This window comes from Cellulomonas phragmiteti (assembly GCF_016862775.1).
GTDB lineage: Bacteria > Actinomycetota > Actinomycetes > Actinomycetales > Cellulomonadaceae > Cellulomonas > Cellulomonas phragmiteti.
In genome coordinates this window covers 95,491-115,941 of sequence record NZ_BONP01000006.1, presented here as the reverse complement: position 1 = coordinate 115,941, position 20,451 = coordinate 95,491, and the positions used below count along the sequence as shown (strand labels likewise).

Here is a 20,451-nt window from a genome sequence, read left to right as displayed (position 1 = left end):
CCGTGTGCGGCCGGTGCGGGGCCGCGGGCCGTTAGGCTGGGCGGCCGTGACCGCACCCGTCCACCCGCGTCTCCTCGTCGTCGTGCCGGCATGGAACGAGGAGGCCGTCCTGCCGCAGGTCCTGGACGAGCTGACCGCGCACGTCCCCGAGGCCGACGTCCTCGTGGTCAACGACGGCTCCACCGACGGCACCGCGGCGGCCGTGCGCGCGCACCCCGGGGCGATGCTGCTGGACCTGCCCCTCAACCTCGGCGTGGGCGGGGCCATGCGCGCCGGCTTCCGGTTCGCGCAGCGCCACGGCTACGACCGGGTCGTGCAGCTCGACGCGGACGGGCAGCACAACCCCGCCGACGTCGCGCGCGTCGTCGCCCTGCTCGACGAGGGCGCGGACGTCGCGATCGGCGCGCGATTCGCCGGCGAGGGTGACTACCGCGTCCGCGGCCCGCGGCGCTGGGCGATGGGCCTGCTGTCGGCCGTGCTGTCGCGGACCGCGGCCACCCGCCTCACGGACACCACGTCCGGGTTCCGCGGCGCGAACTCCCGGGCGATCGCGCTGTTCGCGCGCGACTACCCCGCCGAGTACCTCGGTGACACCGTCGAGTCGCTCGTCATCGCCTGCCGCGCCGGCCTGCGCATCCGCCAGGTCCCGGTGACGATGCGCGTCCGGGCGGGCGGCACCCCGTCGCACAGCCCGCTGAAGGCCGCGGTGTTCCTGGGCCGCGCCGTGCTCGCCCTCGTCGTCGCCCTGACCCGCCCCATGGCACCGCCACCGGTGCCCCGACCGGCAGGAGCCGCCGCATGACCGGGTACGCGTTCGCCGTCGGGTCGTGCCTTGCGCTCGTCGCGTTCCTGCTCGTCCTGCTGCGCACCCGCAAGCTGCGCGAGAAGTACGCGGTCATGTGGTTCGTGCTCGCGCTCGGCGTGAGCGTCCTCAGCCTGTTCCCCGGCGTGGTGGGCCCGCTGGCCCGGTGGGCGGGCGTGCAGACGCCCGTCAACCTGCTGTTCGCCGCGTCGCTGCTCGTCCTGCTGCTCGTGTGCATCCAGCTCAGCGCCGAGATCACCGCGCTGGAGGAGGAGACGCGCACGCTCGCGGAGGAGGTCGCGCTGCTGCGCCTCGACGTCGAGCGCGGCGCCATCGGCCCCCAGGCCTCAGCAGCCCAGTCGTCAGCAGCCCCGTCGTCAGGAGCCCCGTCGTCAGCGCCCGGCCCGACGGCGCCGGACCCGGCGGCCCAGCTCGACGAGGCACCTCAGCAGCAGGAGCCGTGACCCCACGGCCGCGCGCACCCCGCGCGGCCGGGCCGGGCTGGTGTTGTCCTCGTGGTACCGCCGCAGGACGCTCACGGTCTCGTCGTGCACCATCGAGCCGGTGAGGTTGCCGTACAGGGCGATCCACAGGTCGTGGGACTCCACGAGGAAGTCGGGGAACGGCAGCAGCACGTCGAGCGCCTCGCGGCGCACCCCCATCGCGCACCCGAAGTAGGGGCGGTTGCCCGCGAGCACGCCCAGCACGTCGCGCGCCCCGCGTCCCCCGACCTTGCCGCGCAGCCGCCACGCACGCTGCCCGTACGGCCCGGGGATCGCGTCGGGGCCCCCCAGCGTGGCGAGGTTGGTCGCGACGACGTCGCCCGCCGCGAGGTCGTCCACCATGCGGGCGAGCCGGCCGGGCACCCAGACGTCGTCCTGGTCGGCCAGCAGCAGGACGTCCCCCCGCGCCGCCTGCAGCGCGGCCTCGAAGGTCCGCACGTAGCCGCGGTTCACGGACTGCGGGAGCACACGGACCCGCGGGTCGCGGAGCGCCTCCAGCACCTGCGGGGTCGCGTCGTCGGAGGCGTCGTCGACGACGACGAGCTCGTCGTCGGGCCCCAGCTCGGCCAGCACCGACGCGATCTGCTCCTCGACCCAGCGGGCGCCGCGGAACGTCGCCATGCAGACGCTGACGCGGGCCGCGCCGCGGTCGACGCCCGTCATCGTGCCGCCTCCCGGGTGCCGCGTGCCAGCGCGACCAGGTGCACGACCAGGCCCACGGCAGGCCCCACGACGAGCCCCAGCACCGCGCGCTGCTCGAGCCCGCCGGGCAGCTGCAGCACCAGGACCGCCGCGCCGGTCGCCGCGAGCCAGCCGGCGACGAAGGCCCGGTGGCGGGTGAACGACTGGCACAGCGCCCCGGTCAGGGTCAGGAGCGCCAGGCCGACGGCCGCGAGCGTCAGCACACCGAGCAGGGCGCCGTCGACGCGGTACCCGGGACCGAAGACGGACATCAGCGCAGGTCCGACGAGGGTCGCCAGCCCCGCGGCCACGATGCCGGCGGCCACGACCGCGCCCGCCAGGGGGGCCAGCGCCCGCAGTCCACGGTGCTGGTGCGCGACGAAGTGCGCGACGGCCACGCCCTGGAAGGCGTTGAGCGGCACGAGCAGCGGCGCGCGGGTCACCGTGATGGCGATCAGCAGCGGCGCGGACCCGCGGAAGTCGGCCGGCGCCGTGGTCGCGGCCAGCAGCGCCGGGTAGCCCACGACGAGGACCGCGCTCGCGCCCGCGGCGACGGTGGCCGCGGCGACGCGCCGCGCGACCGGACCGGCGGCCGCGTCCAGGCGCTGGCCGGCGACCTCCCGCGTGGCCGACGACAGCAGGACGACCAGGACCCAGGCCGTCGCGGCCAGCGCCGCGCCCCATGCCAGACCACCGAGACCGAGGCCGAGCAGGGCCGCCGCGCCGACCAGGACCAGCCGCCACACCGCCTCGGCACCGACGAGGCGCGCGTACGCGGCCCACCGCCGCGTCCCCGCGAGCGCGCCGACGAGCGCCGAGTGGACCGCGAACGCCAGGGCCCCGACGACGACGGGCACGACGAGACCGGCGTGCCCCGCCGGGAGCACGACGTGCGTCCACAGCGGGGTCGCCGCCGCGCAGAGCGCGAGCGTGGCGACCGCCACACCGACCGCGACCCGACGCACGGTCGGGGCGCCCGCCGGGGCACCGTCGCGCCGCGCGGCGGCCACGGCACGCGTCGTCTCGACCGAGAACCCGCTCAGCAGGCCGAACAGCACGAACAGCAGGGACCACCAGGTGACGAAGACCGTGCCGGCGTCGTCGTCGAGGGTGTTGGTGGCCACGGCGAGGGCGGCGTAGCCGCTCAGGGCCGAGACACCTGTCGCGACGGCGATCCCCACCGCGTCGCGTCGACCCACGACCGCGGGCACCGCGGTGTCGCCCATCCTGGCCCCTCCCGGCGCCCGCCGGCAGCGCGCAGCGCGCCGTCCCGGCGCGTGCGATCTGCCGCGCCGGTCGGAGTGTACGTTGTGCGCCATGTCCTCGGACGCTCCCGGTCCGCTCCGCGGGGTCGCCGCAGTGGTCAGCTCCTACCACCCCGACGCGCGCCTCACGGACCTCTGCACGGCACTGGCCGGGCAGGTCGACCTCGTCGTCGTCGTCGACGACGGCACGGGGGACGAGGCCGACGCGGTGCTCGCCGACTGCGCCGCCGCCGGCGCCGTCGTCGTGCGCCACCCGCGCAACCGCGGCATCGGCGCCGCCCTGGGCACCGGCGTCGCGCACGCCGACGCCGCCGTCGCTCCCGCCTGGTACCTCACGGTGGACCAGGACTCCGCGCTGCCGGGCGGCTACGTCGACGCCCTGCTCGCGGCGGCGGACGGCGCGCGGGCCGCCGGGCTCGACGTCGCGCTGGTCGGGCCCGAGCACGTCGAGGACGTCGGCTCGCGGGTCGCCGGCCGCCGGGGCGACGTGCTGCTGAGCAGGGAGCCGCTGCAGTCCGGGCTGCTCGTGGCGGCGGACCTGTCCCCCGCTCCCGGCGGATCGCTCCTGGACGCCGACCTCTTCATCGACGGCGTGGACACCGACCTCTACCTGCGCGCCCGCACGACGGGCCGTGCGGTGGTCGCCGCCGCGGGTGCCAAGCTCGGGCACCGCCTCGGCACCGTGGCCGGGGGCGGCCGCGGACCCCGGCTCGTCCACGCCGCGCCGTTCCGCTACTACTACATCGCCCGCAACCGCGTGCACCTCGTGCGCCGGTACGGGCGGCGGGCACCCGGCTGGGCGGTGGGCGCCGTGCTGCGTGACGTCCGCCACCTCGCGGTGACGACCCTGCTGGTCCCGGGTCGGCGGGCACGCTGGCGTGCGACCCTACGTGGTGCCGCCGACGGCCTGCGCGGGATCGTCGGTCCCGATCCGCAGGGCCCCGGCACGCGGCAGTCACCCCCGTCACGACCGGAGCACGATGCACCTCGAGAGCGCTGACCCGACCCTCCCCCCTGCCGGTCCCGCCGCACCCGGCGCGACGCCGGGGCCGGCTGCCGCCGGCGGGCGCACGTGGCGCGACGTGCTGCGGCGGCACTGGCACGTCGTCGGCCCGGTGGCCGTGTACCTCCTGCTCGTCGTCCTGGGCGTCACCCTGTCCTCCATCGGCACCTGGGAGCTGCGGCAGGACCCCGCGCAGCCGTACGGCCACCAGATCGGGGAGCCGCTCGCGCTGCGCAGCGACGAGTTCCTCACCTCGACCCCGCTCAACCTCGGCGTCACCGCGACCGGCTCGACCGACGACCTCAACCCGCTCGCGGCACCCCACGGGTTCACGTCGCTGCTGTCCTCCGGCCCGGTGTCGTCGGTCGTGCTGCACGACGCGACGCTGCTGCGGCTCGGGCCGTGGCTGCCCGACGCGTCCCTGCTCGCCGCCCGCTGGTGGCTGCCCGTCCTGCTGCTGCTGCTCGGCGCCCCGGCGTTCTTCCGCGAGGTCACCGGCAACCGCTGGGTCGGCTGGTTCGCCGCCGGCCTGATGCTCGCGTCCCCGGCGACGGCCTGGTGGTCGCTCGGGCCGGTGACGATGCTCGGGTACACGCTCGCGGGTGCGGCGGCCCTGCTGCTGTGCGCACGCCGCTGGACGCAGGACCGCAGGGCGGTCGCGGTCGCGTACGGCCTCACCGCCGCGGTGCTGCTCGCCCGCACGCCCTTCCACTACCAGCCGTGGACGATCGTGGTCGTCCTGCCGCTGCTCGTCGCGGCGGTGCTGACCGTCCTGCGCGACCGGGAGACCCGTCGCACCGGCCTGGTCGTCACGGCCGCCGTCGGGGGCGGCGCGCTCGCACTCGCCGGTGCCGTGCTGGCCGAGAACTGGGCCTCGTTCCAGGCGATCACCAGCACCCTCTACCCGGGCGCCCGGGTCGTCACGGGCGAGTCGCAGCCGCTGCAGGAGGTGTTCGGCGCCACGCTGCTGGGCTGGCAGGAGTACCTGCCGATCACGGGCACCAACAACTCGGAGATCTCGTCGTCGTTCGCGGTCGCCGCGATCTGGGTGCTCGTGCTGGTCGCCTCGCGCGCCGTCGCGTGGCGGCGCGTCAACCGCCCCGCGATCGCGGTGCTCGGTGCCGCCACGGTGTTCTGGTCGTCCTGGGTGCTCGTCGACTGGGGGGTGGTGGGGACCCACGTGCCGCTGGCGAACCTCGTCCCGCCCGGGCGGGCGGCCGACGTCCTGGGCTACCTGGCCGTCGCCCTTCTCTGCCTCCTGCTCCCCGGGCTGGTCGAGCGCCCCGGGGTCGTGCGTGCCGTGGTCGCCGGCGGTGCGGTGACCGCCGTCGTGGGCGTCGCCGGCCTGTTCCTGCAGCGCGACAACCTGCTCGGGCTGTCCAGCCCGCGCATCCTGCTGGCCTCGGTGCTCACGGGCCTGTGCGTCGCGCTGGTGACGTGGCGGCCCCGGGCCGTGGTCCCGTACGTGGTGACCGTCGCCCTGGCCGTCACGCTCGTGTGGCGCGTCAACCCCGTCCTCGTGGGCCTCGGGGACCTGCGCGCCAGCTCGACGGCGCAGCAGATGATGCGCGACGGCGCCTGGCTGCGGGAGCACGGGCAGGCGTGGGCGTCCGACGACGTGACCGTGGACGCCCTCATGCTCGCCACCGGTGTGCCCGCGCTGTCCGGGCGCCAGCTCGCCGGTCCCGACCGGGCCGCCTGGCAGCGGATGCTCCCGGGCTCGGACGAGAACGTGTGGAACCGCGGCGGGTCGTTCGTCCTGTTCGTCTGGGACGACACGGTGCCGCTGACGGTGAGCAACCCCGCCGCCGACCGCATAGAGGTGCGGGGCCCGGCGTGCGAGGTCGCGACGCGCATGCGGGAGATGACCTCGGTCGTGTCGAGCCACCGGCTCGACGAACCCTGTCTCGTCGAGCACGACTCGTTCGTCTGGTCGGGCCGGACCCACTGGAGGTACACGGTGGACCTCCCGGATACGGCACACTAGGTCGACATGCGCGGAATCATCCTGGCCGGCGGCTCGGGCACCCGGCTGCACCCCATCACGCTCGGCGTCAGCAAGCAGCTCGTCCCGGTGTACGACAAGCCGATGATCTACTACCCGCTGTCGACCCTGATCCTCGCGGGCATCCGCGACGTGCTGATCATCACGACGCCGCACGACGCGGACCAGTTCCGCCGGCTCCTCGGCGACGGGTCGCAGTTCGGCGTCTCGATCGAGTACACCGTGCAGGCCGAGCCGAACGGGCTCGCGCAGGCGTTCGTCCTGGGAGCGGACTTCGTCGGGAACGACGCCGCCGCGCTCGTCCTCGGCGACAACATCTTCTACGGCGCCGGGCTCGGGTCCCGCCTGGAGCGCTTCGAGAACATCGACGGCGGCGCGGTGTTCGCCTACCGCGTGGCCGACGCGACGTCGTACGGCGTCGTCGAGTTCGACGCGAACGGCCGTGCGCTGTCGCTGGAGGAGAAGCCCGCCCACCCCAAGAGCAACTACGCGGTGCCCGGCCTGTACTTCTACGACAACGACGTCATCGCGATCGCACGCGACCTGGAGCCGTCCGCGCGCGGCGAGTACGAGATCACCGACGTCAACCGCGCGTACCTCGAGCAGGGTCGCCTGCAGGTCGAGGTCCTGCCCCGCGGCACCGCGTGGCTCGACACCGGGACGTTCGACTCCCTGCTCGAGGCCTCGGAGTTCGTCCGGACGGTCGAGGCCCGGCAGGGACTCAAGGTCGGCTCCCCCGAGGAGGTCGCCTGGCGGCGCGGGTTCCTCTCCGACGACGAGCTGCGCGTGCGCGCGGAGAAGCTGGTGAAGTCGGGCTACGGCAGCTACCTGCTGGGCCTGCTGGACGAGGGGCACTGACGCACGGCGACCGGCCTGCGGGCCGGTCGCCGCGTCCTGGGCGCCGCTGCCCGGTGGCCGTCAGGCGCGGTCGGTGGGCTGCTCGGTGGCGCGGGCGACCTCGGTCGACCAGCTCTCCCACGAGGGCGTCACCCGCAGGGCACCGCGGTACTGCATCTCCTTGATCCGCTCGAGCTGCTCCTCGAGCAGGATGCGGTTGGTCCGCTGCAGCTCGGAGAGCACGCCCAGCGCCAGCGACAGCAGGGCGGCGACCGCCATGATCGCGCCGAAGATCAGGGACTGCACGTTGCCGTCGCCGTTGCCCTCCACCGCCCACAGGACGAGGAACCGGACCATCGGCACCAGCGCCAGGGTGCCGAACAGGGCCGTCAGCGTCGCGAAGACGGCCTGGGGCTTGAACATCAGGTAGCTGCGGATGATCGCCGCAGCCGACCTGCTCATGTGCTGCGTGATGCTCGTGAACAGCCGGGACTCGCGGGTCTTGGCGTTCGTGGTGACCGGGATGCTGGCGATCTTCAGCCGCTTGTGCCCCGCCTGGATGATCGTCTCCATGCAGTAGGAGAACTCGGTCACCACGTTCAACCGGATCAGGGCCGACCGCGAGTACGCGCGGAACCCGCTCGCGGCGTCGGGCAGGTCCGTGTCGGCGGCGCCGTTGACCACGGCGCTGCCCACGCGCTGCATGAGCTTCTTGAACGCCGAGAACTCGGCGATCGTCGCCGTCTGGCGGTCGGCGATGACGATGTCCGCCTCACCGGCCAGGATCGGCGCGACCAGGTCCGGGATGCGCTCCTGCGGGTACTGGTTGTCCCCGTCCGTGTTGACGACGATGTCCGCGCCGTGGGTCAGCGCGTAGTGCACACCGTCCCGGAACGACCTCGCCAGCCCCATGTTCCGGGTGTGCCGCACGAAGTGCCGGACACCGTGGGCGCGCGCCACCTCCACCGTGCGGTCCGTCGAGCCGTCGTCGATGACGAGGATCTCCGTCTCCACGCCCTCGATCGTGCGCGGCACCGAGCGCAGGACCGCGGGCAGCGTCGTCTCCTCGTTGAGACAGGGGATCTGGATGAAGACCTTCACGTCACGTCCTGGTGGCAGAGGGGATCGGACGAGTCTACGAGGCGGCCCGCCGCCGGGACACGACGACCCCCGAGGGGGCGCCGAGGCACGCTGATAAAGTCGCCTGCGCATCGCCGGGAGGCGGCCTGGTCGCAGCCACGGGTGGACGGCGGGCTCCGGACATCGTGGGACGGGTGGGGAGATCGTCGTGACCTCGTACAACTTCTACGGCTTCCTGACCGTGGAGCTGGTCACGACCCACCGCGGCTGGCGACGCTACTTCGACAACGAGTACCTGCGGATCGCGCGAGCCACGACGTCGTCGCCGCGCTCCGCCACGGTCCGGGTCGAGCTGGTGGACCGGCTCCCCCTGCAGCAGGCGGGGGACGTCGTCCACGTCACCCGGTTCAAGCGCCTCTTCACCTACCGGACCCTCGTGCGCGGTCTCGACACCGACCGGGTCACCGTGTTCTTCGCCCGGCACTGGGTCGACCGCGTGTACATGAACGCGATCGGCGTGTACCTGCAGGCACAGGTCCTCGAGCCGGTCATGTACTACAAGCTGCTCCAGCAGCGCGTGCTCCTCATGCACGCCGCCGGCGTGACGAAGGACGGCGAGGCGGTCCTGCTGCCCGCGTACGGCGGGACGGGCAAGACGACGCTCAGCATCGCGCTGCTCGCGCAGGGCTACCGCTTCCTGGGTGACGACCTCCTGCTCGTCGACACCTCCGACCTCACCGTGCACCCCTACCCGCGTCCGCTGCACATCTTCACGTACAACGTCCGCTCGCTCGCCGGCGCCCGGATCCCCCTGCGCCACCGCGTCGCGGTGTACACGAAGAACGTGCTGCGGTTCGTGCTCGAACGCGTGCTGCGCACGGAGTTCCTCATCTCGACCCGGATCCACGCGGACGAGCTCTTCGCCGACGACGTCTTCGGGCAGACGGCGCCCGTGGGCGGCATCGCGTTCCTGCGCAAGGACGGCGCCCCCTTCACCACGGTCGACGTGACGGACGGCAACGCCCGCGAGCTGGCGGCGGCGATCGCCGAGTCGGCCGACCTCAACGACAGCCTCCGTGACCTCCTCGCCGGCGACACCGCGTTCCTCACGGCGTTCACCGAGCTCGAGCTGGACGTGATCGAGACGCTGCTGCGCGGCACGGGGCGCCTCACGCACGTGAACTCCCGTGCCCTGACCGACACGGACCGCGCGCGGTTCGCCGAGCTGACCCGTGGCTCCGCGTGACCCCGGCCGCACCGCGCGGCCCAGCGTCCTCGTCCTCGCCTCGACGTTCCCCTCGTCGGACGACGACCCCGTCCCGGCGTTCGTGCGCGACCAGGTCCGAGCGCTGACGGCGGCGTACCCCGAGCTGGACGTGTGCGTGGTCGCGCCGCACGACCGCCGCTCGCGGACCCGGTCGCTGACGCACCACCCCACGTTCGACGAGGTGCGGTTCCACTACGCGCTCCCCCGGCGCGCCGAGGTGCTCGCCGGCCGCGGCATCATGCCCGCGCTGCGCAGCAACCCCTGGCTCTACCCGGTGGTGCCGCTGCTGTTCCTCGGCGAGCTCGTGGCCACCCTGCGCGAGACCCGGCGCCGGCGTCCCGCCGTCGTCTACGCCCACTGGTTCACACCGCAGGCCGTCGTGGCGGCCTGGGCCTGCCGGCTGACCGGCGTGCCGTTCGTCTTCACCACCCACGCCTCCGACGTCGACGTGTGGCGGCGCGTGCCGTTCGCCGGGGCTCTGGTCGTCCGCCCGACGCTGCGCCTCGCCCGCGCCGCGTCGGCGGTGAGCAGCCGCACCCTGCAGCGTCTGCGGCACTTCGACCCCGACGGCGAGGTCGGCCCGCCGGTCCACGTCATCCCGATGGGGACGGACCTGCCGTCGCGCCCGCGCGACGTCACCGCGCGGGCGGCGGCCCGTGACGCGCACGGCGTCGGCGACCGGCTCGTCCTGCTCGTCGTCGGCAGGCTCGTCGAGAAGAAGGGCGTGCAGCACCTGCTGCAGGCGCTGCACCTCGCCTCCGACGACCTCGGGGCGTGGCGCCTCGTCGTCGCCGGGGACGGCCCGCTGCGCGACGACCTCGCGGCACGGGCCGAGCGCCTCGGCCTGGCCGACCGGGTGCAGTTCACCGGGTACGTGACCGGTGAGCTCAAGGACAGCTGGTTCCGCGCGGCCGACGCGCTGGTCGTCCCCTCCGTCGTCGCGTCCGACGGCGACGTGGAAGGGCTGCCCGTCACGCTGCTGGAGGGACTGTCGTACGGCCTGCCCTGCGTCGCCACCCGCCAGAGCGGAGCGGACGACGTCCTGGACAACGGGCGCACCGGGATCCTCGTCGAGGAGCGTGACGCGGCCGGGCTCGCCGCCGCCCTCGTGCGCGTGGCCCGCATGGCGGACGACGAGCGCGAGACCCTCGCCCGCGCGGCGGTCGAGCTCTCGCACGAGTTCTCCTGGCAGCGGCTGGCCCGCCGGCACCACGACGTCCTGCTCGCGCCCTTCGTCACCCCCGCGCAGGCACCGGCATGAGCCCTGCCGGCCCCGGGAGCCGCACCCGCCGCTGGGTGCAGACCGGCTTCACCGTCGCCGTCGTGCTCGCGATGGCCGGGTACCTGGCGACGATCGACTGGGCGACCCTCGAGGGCCTGCGGTTCGCCGCCCTGCCGATGCTGGGCGCCACGGCCCTCGCCCTCGCCTTCCGCTACTGGGGGGCGGGGGTGTGGCTGTTCCTGCTGCGCCGCCTGGGCGCGCAGCACCTGCGCCGCGACTGGCGCGAGCTGTGCCACGTGTACGCCAAGGCCTGGCTCGGGCGGTACGTGCTGGGAGCGGGCACCTGGATCCTCGGGAAGGTCTGGTTCGCCGCGCAGCACGGCGTGAGCCGTTCCAAGCTGGCCGTGTCGGGTGTGCTGGAGGGCGCCCTGCAGCTGATCTCGACGCTGCTCGTCGGGCTCGCCCTGCTGGCGCTCGACCCGCGGCTCGACGCCGCGGGCCCTCGCGCCACGCAGCTGTCCGTCGTCGCGGCGGTCCTGTGCCTCCTCGCCCTGGTGCCCCCCGTGCTCCGCCGCCTGCTCGACCTCGCGCGCCGCCTCACGCGTCGGGGGCCGATGCCCGTCGAGGACAGGCCGACGTGGTCGATGGTCCTCGGCGGTGGCGGTCTGTTCGTGCTCGGGACCCTGCTGACCGGCGCGTCGTACTACCTGGTCGCGCGCGCCGTGTACCACGACCTGCCCTGGTCCGACCTCGGGTACGTCGTCGGGGCCGCGAGCATCGCCTCGGCGGTGAGCATGCTCGCGTTCTTCGCCCCCGGCGGGATCGGGGTGCGCGAGGGGGTCCAGGTGCTCTTCCTCACGGCTCTCATGCCGGTCGAGGCGGCCGTGGTGGTCACGGTGCTGACGCGGCTGTGGAGCATCGTGGTGGACGTCCTGTTCCTCGCGGTCGCGAGCCTGCTGCTGCGTCGACGCCTCGTGCGCCACGTCGGTCGGACGGGCACGGCGCAGCCCGCGACGCGTCCGGGGACGGCGAGGTGACCGCCGGGTCGGCGCGTCCCGCGGGACGCCGCGTGCGCGAGGCGGGGCACCGCGCGGTGCGGTCCGCTCGTCGGCGCGGCCGAGCCGCCGTCACGACGGCCCGCGCCTGGTCGCCGGCGAGCGTCGTGGCCTGGGCGGCCGTGGTCGGTTTCACCCTCGTGGGCATCGGGCCCGCGCTGGTCGGTCGTGCGGTCTTCGCCGCGACCGACCTCCTCAACGGGCTGGCCCCGTGGAGCACGTACGGCTACGGGGACGGGACCGTCGGCAACCCGTGGCCCGGGGACACGATCGACTCCGTGACGCCACGTCTGCTGCTCCTCAAGGACACCCTGCTGAGCGGGCGCATCCTGTGGTGGAACCCGTACGTGGCCGGTGGCAGCCCCCTGGGTTCCCTGCCGGACTCCTCCCTCTTCTCGCCCATGACCTGGCCCTGGCTCCTGCTGCCGGACACCTACGCGCCCGGCGGGGTCAAGCTGGTGGAGGTCGCGGTCGCCAGCGCCGGGATGGCGCTGCTGCTGCGCCGCCTGGGGCTGAGCCCCGCGGCACGGGCCGTCGGCGCGCTCGCGTTCGTGTCCAGCGGCTTCATGATCGCCTGGACGGGGTGGCCGCAGACCCGGGTCGCCGCGCTCGTCCCCCTGCTCCTGTGGGCGGTCGACCGGGTGGTGTGCGAGCGACGCCGGCGCGACGTCCTGCTCATCGCCGTCATCCTCGCCTCGATGCTGCTCGGGGGGTTCCCGGCGATCGTCGTCTACGCGGCGTACACCTCGATCGCCTACGGCGCGGTCCGGCTGTGGCGCGCGCGCGCCACCGCACGGCAGTGGCTCGGGTCCCTCGCGATCGGCGCCTCCGGTGCCGTGCTCGGGGTGGGTCTCGCCGCGTGGCAGCTCGTGCCCTTCGCGTTCAACGCCGCCACGGCGATCAGCTTCGAGCGTCGCTCCCAGACCCCGGACATGCACCTGGACTGGTCGGCTCTCGCGACGGCGTTCGCACCGGGCATGCTCGGTGCCATCGACGCCGAGTTCTGGGGAGGCTCCCGCAACCCGGTGGAACGGTTCTCGTTCATCGGCGCCACGACCCTCGTCCTGGTCGTCGCCGCCTTCCTGCGGAGGCGGCCCGACGGTCACGCGGCGCACCCGCTGCTGTTCGCGGGGGTCGGCGCCGCCGCCGGCACCGCGCTGGTCTACGCGGGCGTGCTGCTGGGACCGGTCCAGGCCCTGCCCGGGTTCGACACGAGCTTCGTCGGCCGCCTGCGCGTGATCCTCGGGCTGCTGTTCGCCATCGCCGCGGCCTACGGGTTCGACCGGCTCACCCGGTCGACCGGGGCGGGACGACCGCCCGCGGCGGGCGAGGCGGCGCGGTGGACGGTCAGGTGGCGCCGACCGACCAGGACCGTCGTCGCCCGCTGCGTCGTCGGGCTGACCGTGGTCGTCGCGCTGGCGGTCGCGGTCCACCGCGGTCTCGGGGCGGCACCGAGCGAGCACGCCCAGCACGCACGCGACGAGCTCGTCCTGGGCATCCTGCTCGTCGCGGTCAGCCTGGTCGCCGTCGTCCTGGCGTCCACCCGCTCCCGCCGCCGGAGCGCCGCCGTCGCCGTGCTCGTCCTGCCCGTCCTCATGGCCGGACAAGCGGCCTCCGTCGCCTCCGCGTGGTGGCCCCGGGCCCCCGTCGAGTCGTTCTACCCCGCGACCGCCACCCACGACTACCTCGCCGAGAACCTCGGCCAGTACCGCTTCACGAGCACCGGGTTCACCATGCTCCCGGGGAGCAACAGCGCCTACCGGCTGCGGTCGACGACGGGGCACGCCTTCCACACCGAGGAGTGGCGGGCCCTGCTCGAGGCGGCGGACCCGGGCGCCATGCTGACGTACACGTTCTCGACGATGAGCGTGCCGGCGCTCGGCTCCCCCGCGCTCGACCGCACGGCCACGCGCTTCGCGGTCGTCGAGCCCGACGGTCCGATCCCCGGGGAGCAGGTCGCCACCGGCGTCCTCCGCACGTACCGGGCGACGCCCGCCGGTGCGCGTGCGGTGACGGCTCCGGTGCCGTCCCCGGTCCGGGGGGCACGCGTCGACCTGCCGGTGGGCGTCGCCCCCGAGGACGGGTCCGCGACCGCGCGGTTGCGCCTGTCGCTCCTCGACCCTTCCGGGGGCGTCCTGTCCGCGACGGTGGCCCGGGTCGCGGCGACGGGCGAGCCGACCAGCGTGTGGATCGCGCTGCCGACTCCTGCCGCCGACGGGCCGATGCACCTGGGCCTGGAGTCGCTCGCGGGGGACGAGCTCGTGGTGCCCGTCGACGGGGAGGGCCGTTGGGTCGTCACGGCGGTGCTCCCGGACGACGACATGGTGGTCGTGCACACGGGCGACGCGACGGTCTACGAGCGGCCCACGGTGCTGCCGCGGTTCCGCTGGGCGTCCCGCGCACAGGTCGTCACGGACCCCGGGCGGCGGGTCGACCTGCTCGCCGGCGGACGACTCGCCCCCGACACCGTCCTCCTGGGTGACCGGGCGGACGTGCGACCCACCGACCCGGGTGCGCGCGCGAGCGTCCGCGTCGTCCGCGACGACGGCGACGCCGTCGAGCTGCGGGTGACGTCGACCGGAGCGGGCTACGCGGTCGTCGCCGACTCGTGGCGCACGGGTTGGGTCGCCGTGGTCGACGGCCGCGAGGTCGAGCCCGTGCGGGCGGACCACGCGATGTGGGCGGTGCCGCTGCCCGCGGGGGCCCACCGGGTGGAGCTCGTGTACGCACCTCCCGGACTGCGCGCCGGGGTCGTCACGAGCACCCTGTCGGCTGCCGCTCTGCTCGCCGCGGTGGCGGTGCTGGCGCACCGGTCGGCGCGCAGCCGCAGGCCGGAGCACGTGTCCCGAGCCGACACCGCAGGTCCGCGACCCGCGAGGTCCTCCCCACAGGCGTCCGGGGATGCGGCATGATGACTGCCGTGCAGATGCGACGACCCACGACGATCCTGCGATGAGGCCATCAACGGTGTACCTGTCTTCGCTCGCGGCCGCCGCCCGACGCTCGCGCCCCCTGGAGGTCAGCGTCGTCGGGGCGCGCGGCTTCATCGGCTCGCGCATCTGCCACGCGCTCGTGCGTCGCGGGCACGTCGTCCACGCCTTCGACCGCTCGCGTCCCCCCACCGGCCCGGACGGTGTCGACGAGCACCTCCTCGCCTCGGACCGCGTGGTGTGGGCGGCCTCCAGCATCAACCCGATGATCGCCGAGCACGACCCCGGGCGCGTCGCGCTCGACATCGAGGCGTTCACCAGCTTCCTCGACCTGCTGGCACAGGCCTCCACGCGCCCCCGCACGGTCCTGCTCAGCTCCGGCGGAACGGTGTACGACCAGAGCGTGGAGCCCCCGTACGCGGAGACCTCCCCGGTCGGCCCCGAGTGCGCGTACGGCCGCGCGAAGCTGCTCCTGGAGCAGGAACTGGAGCGCAAGGCCCCGGGCTCGATCGTCCTGCGCGTCGCGAACGCGTACGGACCGGGTCAGCCCGTCGCACCCGGCCAGGGCGTCATCAGCCACTGGCTGCACGCCGCCGCCGCGGGTCAGGAGCTCCACGTCTTCGGCGACCCACGTGCGGCCCGCGACTACGTCCACGTGGACGACATCGCGGAGGCGGCCGTGCGGGCGGTCGAGGTCACCGCACCGGACTCCCACGTCCTCAACGTCGGCTCGGGACGGCCCACCAGCCTCGGTACCCTCCTCGACGTGATCAGAGATGTCGTCGGTGCCGACGTCGTCGACGTCGTGCACCACCCCGTCCGCGACTTCGACGGCCGCACCACCTGGCTGGACTGCTCGCTCGCCACCCGGACGCTCGGCTGGGTCGCCGGCACCTCGCTGGACGAGGGCATCCGCGGGACGTGGGCCTCCGTGGTCGCCGCCCGCGCGGCCGGTGGCGGCGACGCTGCTGCCGCGCGTGTCCGTCCCGCCCCGACCGTGGGGTCCGCGCAGTGACGCCGGACCTCGCCGACCTCGGCTACCGCCGGACGACACCCACCGGCCCCTGGTCCCCGCAGGGCGCTCCGGAGTTCGGCTACAACGACGGGGACCAGCACGAGACGTGGGTCGCCGACGTCGTGCGCTCCGCGACGGACACCGGCAGCAGCTCCCGGGAGCTCGAAGCCGGGATCCGCGACTGGCCGTCGCTCTACCACCTCAGCCATCAGCGCGGGAACCTCGTCCGCCCGCTGCTGGCGTCGATGCGCGGGCCCGTGCTCGAGCTCGGCGCGGGGACCGGCGCGATCACTCGGGTCCTCGGCGAGCACGGACTGGACGTCGTCGCGGTCGAGGGCTCACCCCGTCGCGCCGCGATCGCGGCGGACCGGTGCCGCGACCTGCCGAACGTCCAGGTCGTCGCCGACACCGTGCAGGGATTCGGTCACCCGGCGCGGTTCGCGACCGTCGTCATGGTCGGCGTGCTGGAGTACTCCCGCATGTTCGGCTTCGAGACGACGGACGCGGATCCCGTGGAGGTCATGCTCGAGCACGTCGCGCGCCTCCTGCTCCCCGACGGCGAACTGGTCGTCGCCATCGAGAACCAGCTCGGCCTCAAGTACTTCGCCGGGTTCCCCGAGGACCACCTCGGCGTGGCGATGACCGGGATCGAGGACAGGTACGGACCGTCCACGGCCGTGACGTTCGGCCGCCAGGAGCTCGGGGCGCGGCTGAGCGCGGCAGGGCTCGTCGAGCAGCGCTGGCTCTTCCCCTTCCCGGACTACAAGCTGCCGACCACGGTGCTCACCGAGCAGGCTCTCGACCCGACCTCGGGACTCGACGCCACGCCTCTGCTCGTCGCGACCGGAGGCGGGGACCACCAGCAACCCGAGTCGACGTCGTTCGACCTCCGCCGCGCGTGGCTGCCCGTGCACCGCAACGACCTGGTCCCCGACCTGTCCAACTCGTTCCTCGTCCGCGCCTCGGCATCGGCGCTGCGCGGTCCGGAGCAGCTCGCGTGGTACTACGGGTCCGGTGCGCGACGACCCGAGTTCCGCAAGGTCACGGAGTTCGTCACCGGCGACGGGCGCGTCGACGTGGTGCGGCGACGCGCCCACCCCGACCTGCCGGACACGGTCGGCGGCGTGCAGATCGTGTGCGAGGACGAGCCCTACGCCCCCGTGGCGCCGTGGACCGCCGACCTCGCCGACCGCCTCGCGCGTCCCGGCTGGACGGTCGACGACGTCGTGGACTGGTTCGGCCCCTGGCTCGAGGCGATCCGTGCCCGGGCCGGCCTGCCGGAGGGCACGACGGACCTCGACATCGAGGTGCCGGGTGACCTCGTCGACGCGCTCCCGCGCAACCTCCTGAGCGGGACCGGCAGGTTCATCGACCTCGAGTGGCGCATGCTCGAACCCCCGACCTTCGGCTGGGTGCTGTTCCGGGCCCTCTACGACAGCCTCGCCGCGGTCGGGCCCGTCGCGCCCCCCGGCGGACCTGCGCCGACCATCCGGGACCTCGTCCGCGACGTCGCCGCGGCGCACGGTGTCGTGCTCGACGACGACCGCCTGGCGTCCTCCTGGGAGCTCGAGGTGGCGTTCCAGTCCACCGTCCAGGGCACCGCGGTGCGTGTCACCGTCGACGAGGCCCTGGACGTCGTGCTGGGGGCCGACCCCGACACCGCCCCCGAGCCGGTGGCAGGGGTCGCACCTGAGCTCGAGGCCGAGCTCCGCAACGAGATCGAGGTCCGCGGCCGCGAGCTCGACCGGCTCCGAGGGGTCGCCGAGAACGCCGAGGTCGAGACCGCTCGTGCGGGCGAGGCGCGCGAGCGGATCGCGACCGCTCTCGGCCGGCTCGAGCGCGACACCGAGGACCTCCGGCAGGAGGTCGTCGAAGGCTCGCAGCGGTTGGCGACCGCCAGGCGGGAGGCCGAGGACCTGCGCCGCGAGCTCGCGGACCGCGCCCGTCGGCTCCAGGCCGCCGAGCACGACTCCGCGACCCTGAGGGCCGAGCTCGACGCCTACGCCCACACCCTGTCCTGGCGCGTGACGTCGCCGTTGCGCGCCGCACGCATCCGCGCCGCGCGCGCGCGCCGCGCGGTGAACCGTCTCAGGCTCCGCCCGAGCCCCGCCGGGCCGGGTCCCCTGGACGCGAGCACCCCCGGAACCGCGACGTACGCCGACCGCACGGTCGCAGCGGTCGCACCGCCGACCGGTCAGGTCGTCGTGGACGGCCCGGGCGAGGTCCTGCAGGAAACCGCGGTCGAGCCGGATCTCGCCTACTACCGTCGCCGGAACGACGACCTCCGCCACCTGGACGACACCGAGCTCCGCCGCCACTTCACCGCGTTCGGGCGTGCGGAGGGACGGCGTGGACGCTCGCTCCTCGACACCGCCACGGTCCTGGAGAACGGCTTCACGCCCGGCCGTGAGCGCATGCTCCTGCTGCTGCACGAGGCGACGCGCACCGGCGCACCCGTGCTGGGATGGAACCTGCTCAACTCGTTCTCCGAGCAGCGTGACGTCATCGTCGTGCTGCTCCAGGGCGGTGACCTCTCGCACGAGATCGAGCGGGCGGCCGCCGCGACGGTGACGCTCGTCGAGGCCGACCCGTGGCACCCGGTCGAGGCCCAGATCCTCGCGGAGGAGCTGGTGGAGCGCTTCGGGCCGATGTGGGCCCTGGCGAACTCGGCCGCGACCCACCCCATGGCTCCTGCACTGGAGGCGACCGGCGTCCCGGTGGTGGCACTCGTGCACGAGTTCCCGTCGAGCATGCGTCCCGAGGGTGTCCTCGGTGCGCTGTTCGCCTCCGTCTCCGAGGTGGTCTTCTCGGCGCCGATCGTGGCGGACTCGATGCGTCGCGAGTACGCCGACCTCATCGCACGTCCTCACCACGTCATCCCCCAGGGCCAGTCGCGGCTGCCGGCCGGTACCGACACGGAACGAGCACCCCGCGCCATGCGCCTCGGGTCGGACGGCGTCGAGACGGACCTGCCGGAGCACGCGCTGGCGGACCTGCTCGCCGACCTGGACGCCTCGACGGTGCTCGTCGTGGGGGCGGGCACGATCTCGCCACGCAAGGGCGTCGAGTTCTTCCTCCAGACCGCCGACCAGGTCCGTCGCTCGGCCGGCGAGAAGGACGTGCGCTTCGCCTGGATCGGTGACCGCATCCCCTCCCTGGGCTGGTACGTCGACGAGCTGCACGAGCAGGTCCGGCGCAGCGGCGCGGACGAGGTCGTGACGTTCCTCGCCCCCACCTCCGACCTCACGCCGTTGTACGAGCGTGCCGACCTCTTCTTCCTCTCGTCGCGCCTCGACCCGCTGCCCAACGTGACGATCGACGCGGCGCTGTCCGGCACACCGATCGTCGCCTTCGACGGCGCGAGCGGGTTCGCCGAGTGGCTGGGCAAGGACGAGCTGCTCCGCGACCTCGTCGTCCCCCACCTGGACACGGCGGCAGCAGCGGCCACCATCCGCCGCCTCGCCGACGACGCGACGAGCCGGCTCACCTACGGGGACCGGCTGCGAGCCGCAGCGGTCCCGGCGTTCGACATGGCGGCCTACACGGACCGTCTCGGCGAGCTGGGTCGTCGCGCTCGCGCGGCGCGCGAGCAGGAGCAGCGGGACGTGCAGGCGCTGCTCGAGTCGGGGGCCTTCGACGCCGACCTGTACGCAGGCTCCGGCAACGACGGCGATCACCTGGCGCTCGTGCAGGAGTACGTCCACCGCTCCCGGCTGACCGCGCCACGCGCGCGTCCGCGCACGGGTCTGCTCGTCCGGCGCCCCGCCGAGGGATTCCACCCGCTCGTGTACGCCGAGCAGTCGCCGGACTACGTCGAGGAACGGGACGGCGACCCGTTCGTCGACTACCTGCGCCGGGGCCGACCCGCGGGTCCGTGGGCGCTACCCGTCCTGCGGCCCTCACCGGAGCCCACGCCGACCGACCTGCGGGTCCTCGTCCACGGGCACTTCCACTACCCCGAGCTCGTCGACGAGCTCATCGAGCGCATGGGCACCAACGCCCAGGCGGTCGACCTGCGCCTGAGCACCACCTCCGAGCACAAGGAGATGGACCTGCGCAGCAGGCTCGAGCGAGCCGGCATCGAACGGTGGCAGGTCGACCTCGTCGAGAACCGCGGCCGTGACCTCGCACCCCTCTTCACCGGGCTGGGCCACGAGGTGCTCGACGACTACGACGTCGTCCTCCACGTCCACGGCAAGCGGAGCCCGCACGTCGCCGGGGACGTCGCCGACAGGTGGCGGACCTTCCTGTGGGAGAACCTGGTCGGCGGTCGGGCCAGCATGATGGACACGGTCTGCGCGGCGTTCGCCGCGGACGACACGCTCGGGCTCGTGGCACCGGAGGACCCCCACCTCAACGACTGGGACCTCAACCGCGACGAGGGCGAGCGGCTGGCCAAGCGCATCGGGCTGACCACGCCCCTGACCACGCACCTGGACTTCCCCATGGGGGGCATGTTCTGGGCCCGCACCGACGCCCTGCGGCCGCTGCTCGACGCGCGACTGACGTGGGACGAGTACCCCGCCGAGCCGCTCCCGATCGACGGGACCATGCTGCACGCGCTGGAGCGGATCATCCCCTTCGCCGTCGAGCAGGCGGGCTACCGGTTCGCCAAGACCTCCGTCCCTGGCGTCAGCCGCTGACACCGGCGGGCGTGCGTCCGTTCCGGTGAATGCTGTGGCTCGTGTCACGGCTTTCACCGGAACGGGCCCCCCGCGGCGTCCCCAGGTCCTATCGTGAACCGCCGCGTGCACGCCGTACCGCGGCATCGTCTCCGTAGGAGGAC

Annotated in this window: 14 protein-coding genes; 11 read left to right on the top strand and 3 right to left on the bottom strand. The window is 74.2% G+C overall.

Translation table 11 applies throughout. The features are described 5' to 3' along the window. The first annotated feature begins 46 nt into the window (after positions 1 to 46). Both Cph01nite_RS07060 and Cph01nite_RS07055 read left to right on the top strand, forming a co-directional pair. The gene (locus tag Cph01nite_RS07060) at positions 47 to 802 is read left to right on the top strand and encodes a glycosyltransferase family 2 protein (RefSeq protein ID WP_203672644.1); all 756 of its coding nucleotides are present in this window, start codon (positions 47 to 49) and stop codon (positions 800 to 802) included. Then, entirely contained in the window at positions 799 to 1,266 is a 468-nt protein-coding gene (locus Cph01nite_RS07055) for a DUF2304 domain-containing protein (RefSeq protein WP_203672642.1), read from the top strand. The genes Cph01nite_RS07060 and Cph01nite_RS07055 overlap by 4 nt, the downstream gene beginning before the upstream one ends. On the opposite strand, the gene Cph01nite_RS07050 is transcribed toward Cph01nite_RS07055, so the two are convergent. Both Cph01nite_RS07050 and Cph01nite_RS07045 read right to left on the bottom strand, forming a co-directional pair. Beyond that, a complete protein-coding gene (locus tag Cph01nite_RS07050) occupies positions 1,195 to 1,968 on the bottom strand; it encodes a glycosyltransferase (RefSeq protein WP_239069104.1) in 774 nt (257 codons plus the stop codon). The genes Cph01nite_RS07055 and Cph01nite_RS07050 overlap by 72 nt on opposite strands. Then, the gene (locus Cph01nite_RS07045; protein ID WP_203672641.1) at positions 1,965 to 3,212 is read right to left on the bottom strand and encodes a hypothetical protein; all 1,248 of its coding nucleotides are present in this window, start codon (positions 3,210 to 3,212) and stop codon (positions 1,965 to 1,967) included. Before Cph01nite_RS07045 ends, Cph01nite_RS07050 begins: the two co-directional genes overlap by 4 nt. A gap of 91 nt (positions 3,213 to 3,303) precedes the next feature. Here Cph01nite_RS07045 and Cph01nite_RS07040 point away from each other — a divergent pair, with 91 nt between their 5' ends. The 3 genes from Cph01nite_RS07040 to rfbA are packed head-to-tail and all read left to right on the top strand — an operon-like array spanning position 3,304 to position 7,117. Then, entirely contained in the window at positions 3,304 to 4,251 is a 948-nt protein-coding gene (locus Cph01nite_RS07040) for a glycosyltransferase (RefSeq protein ID WP_203672639.1), read from the top strand. After that, positions 4,232 to 6,241 carry a DUF7657 domain-containing protein gene (locus Cph01nite_RS07035; RefSeq protein ID WP_203672637.1) on the top strand — a complete coding sequence of 670 codons (2,010 nt, stop codon included), beginning with the start codon at positions 4,232 to 4,234 and terminating at the stop codon, positions 6,239 to 6,241. Before Cph01nite_RS07040 ends, Cph01nite_RS07035 begins: the two co-directional genes overlap by 20 nt. A 6-nt stretch (positions 6,242 to 6,247) precedes the next feature. After that, complete coding sequence (gene rfbA, locus Cph01nite_RS07030) at positions 6,248 to 7,117, top strand: glucose-1-phosphate thymidylyltransferase RfbA (RefSeq protein WP_203672635.1); 870 nt, start codon at positions 6,248 to 6,250, stop codon at positions 7,115 to 7,117. Between the two features lie 60 nt (positions 7,118 to 7,177). Here the strand turns inward: rfbA and Cph01nite_RS07025 are convergent, their stop codons facing one another. After that, the gene (locus Cph01nite_RS07025; protein ID WP_203672633.1) at positions 7,178 to 8,197 is read right to left on the bottom strand and encodes a glycosyltransferase family 2 protein; all 1,020 of its coding nucleotides are present in this window, start codon (positions 8,195 to 8,197) and stop codon (positions 7,178 to 7,180) included. A 187-nt stretch (positions 8,198 to 8,384) separates the two neighbouring features. Between Cph01nite_RS07025 and Cph01nite_RS07020 the strand changes: the two genes are divergently transcribed. From Cph01nite_RS07020 to Cph01nite_RS06995, 6 genes are all read left to right on the top strand, one after another. Continuing rightward, the gene (locus tag Cph01nite_RS07020) at positions 8,385 to 9,422 is read left to right on the top strand and encodes a hypothetical protein (protein WP_203672631.1); all 1,038 of its coding nucleotides are present in this window, start codon (positions 8,385 to 8,387) and stop codon (positions 9,420 to 9,422) included. After that, the gene (locus Cph01nite_RS07015) at positions 9,409 to 10,704 is read left to right on the top strand and encodes a glycosyltransferase (RefSeq protein WP_203672629.1); all 1,296 of its coding nucleotides are present in this window, start codon (positions 9,409 to 9,411) and stop codon (positions 10,702 to 10,704) included. Before Cph01nite_RS07020 ends, Cph01nite_RS07015 begins: the two co-directional genes overlap by 14 nt. Continuing rightward, a complete protein-coding gene (locus Cph01nite_RS07010; protein ID WP_203672628.1) occupies positions 10,701 to 11,702 on the top strand; it encodes a lysylphosphatidylglycerol synthase domain-containing protein in 1,002 nt (333 codons plus the stop codon). The genes Cph01nite_RS07015 and Cph01nite_RS07010 overlap by 4 nt, the downstream gene beginning before the upstream one ends. Before the next feature lie 140 nt (positions 11,703 to 11,842). Beyond that, positions 11,843 to 14,632: a YfhO family protein gene (locus tag Cph01nite_RS07005; RefSeq protein WP_203672627.1), complete on the top strand. Its 2,790-nt coding sequence runs from the start codon at positions 11,843 to 11,845 to the stop codon at positions 14,630 to 14,632. 40 nt (positions 14,633 to 14,672) lie between these two features. Next, the gene (locus Cph01nite_RS07000; protein ID WP_203672626.1) at positions 14,673 to 15,665 is read left to right on the top strand and encodes an NAD-dependent epimerase/dehydratase family protein; all 993 of its coding nucleotides are present in this window, start codon (positions 14,673 to 14,675) and stop codon (positions 15,663 to 15,665) included. Then, on the top strand, positions 15,662 to 20,308 hold the full coding sequence (locus tag Cph01nite_RS06995; protein ID WP_203672625.1) for a rhamnan synthesis F family protein: 4,647 nt from the start codon (positions 15,662 to 15,664) through the stop codon (positions 20,306 to 20,308). The genes Cph01nite_RS07000 and Cph01nite_RS06995 overlap by 4 nt, the downstream gene beginning before the upstream one ends. Positions 20,309 to 20,451: the final 143 nt, after the last annotated feature.

Excerpts from the sequence above, each read along its gene's own strand:
- Cph01nite_RS07000 (WP_203672626.1), top strand. The coding sequence starts at position 14,673 with ATGAGGCCATCAACGGTGTACCTGTCTTCGCTCGCGGCCGCCGCCCGA.
- Cph01nite_RS07035 (WP_203672637.1), top strand. The coding sequence starts at position 4,232 with ATGCACCTCGAGAGCGCTGACCCGACCCTCCCCCCTGCCGGTCCCGCC.
- rfbA (WP_203672635.1), top strand. The coding sequence starts at position 6,248 with ATGCGCGGAATCATCCTGGCCGGCGGCTCGGGCACCCGGCTGCACCCC.
- Cph01nite_RS07055 (WP_203672642.1), top strand. The coding sequence starts at position 799 with ATGACCGGGTACGCGTTCGCCGTCGGGTCGTGCCTTGCGCTCGTCGCG.
- Cph01nite_RS07010 (WP_203672628.1), top strand. The coding sequence starts at position 10,701 with ATGAGCCCTGCCGGCCCCGGGAGCCGCACCCGCCGCTGGGTGCAGACC.
- Cph01nite_RS07045 (WP_203672641.1), bottom strand. The coding sequence starts at position 3,212 with ATGGGCGACACCGCGGTGCCCGCGGTCGTGGGTCGACGCGACGCGGTG.
- Cph01nite_RS07050 (WP_239069104.1), bottom strand. The coding sequence starts at position 1,968 with ATGACGGGCGTCGACCGCGGCGCGGCCCGCGTCAGCGTCTGCATGGCG.
- Cph01nite_RS07040 (WP_203672639.1), top strand. The coding sequence starts at position 3,304 with ATGTCCTCGGACGCTCCCGGTCCGCTCCGCGGGGTCGCCGCAGTGGTC.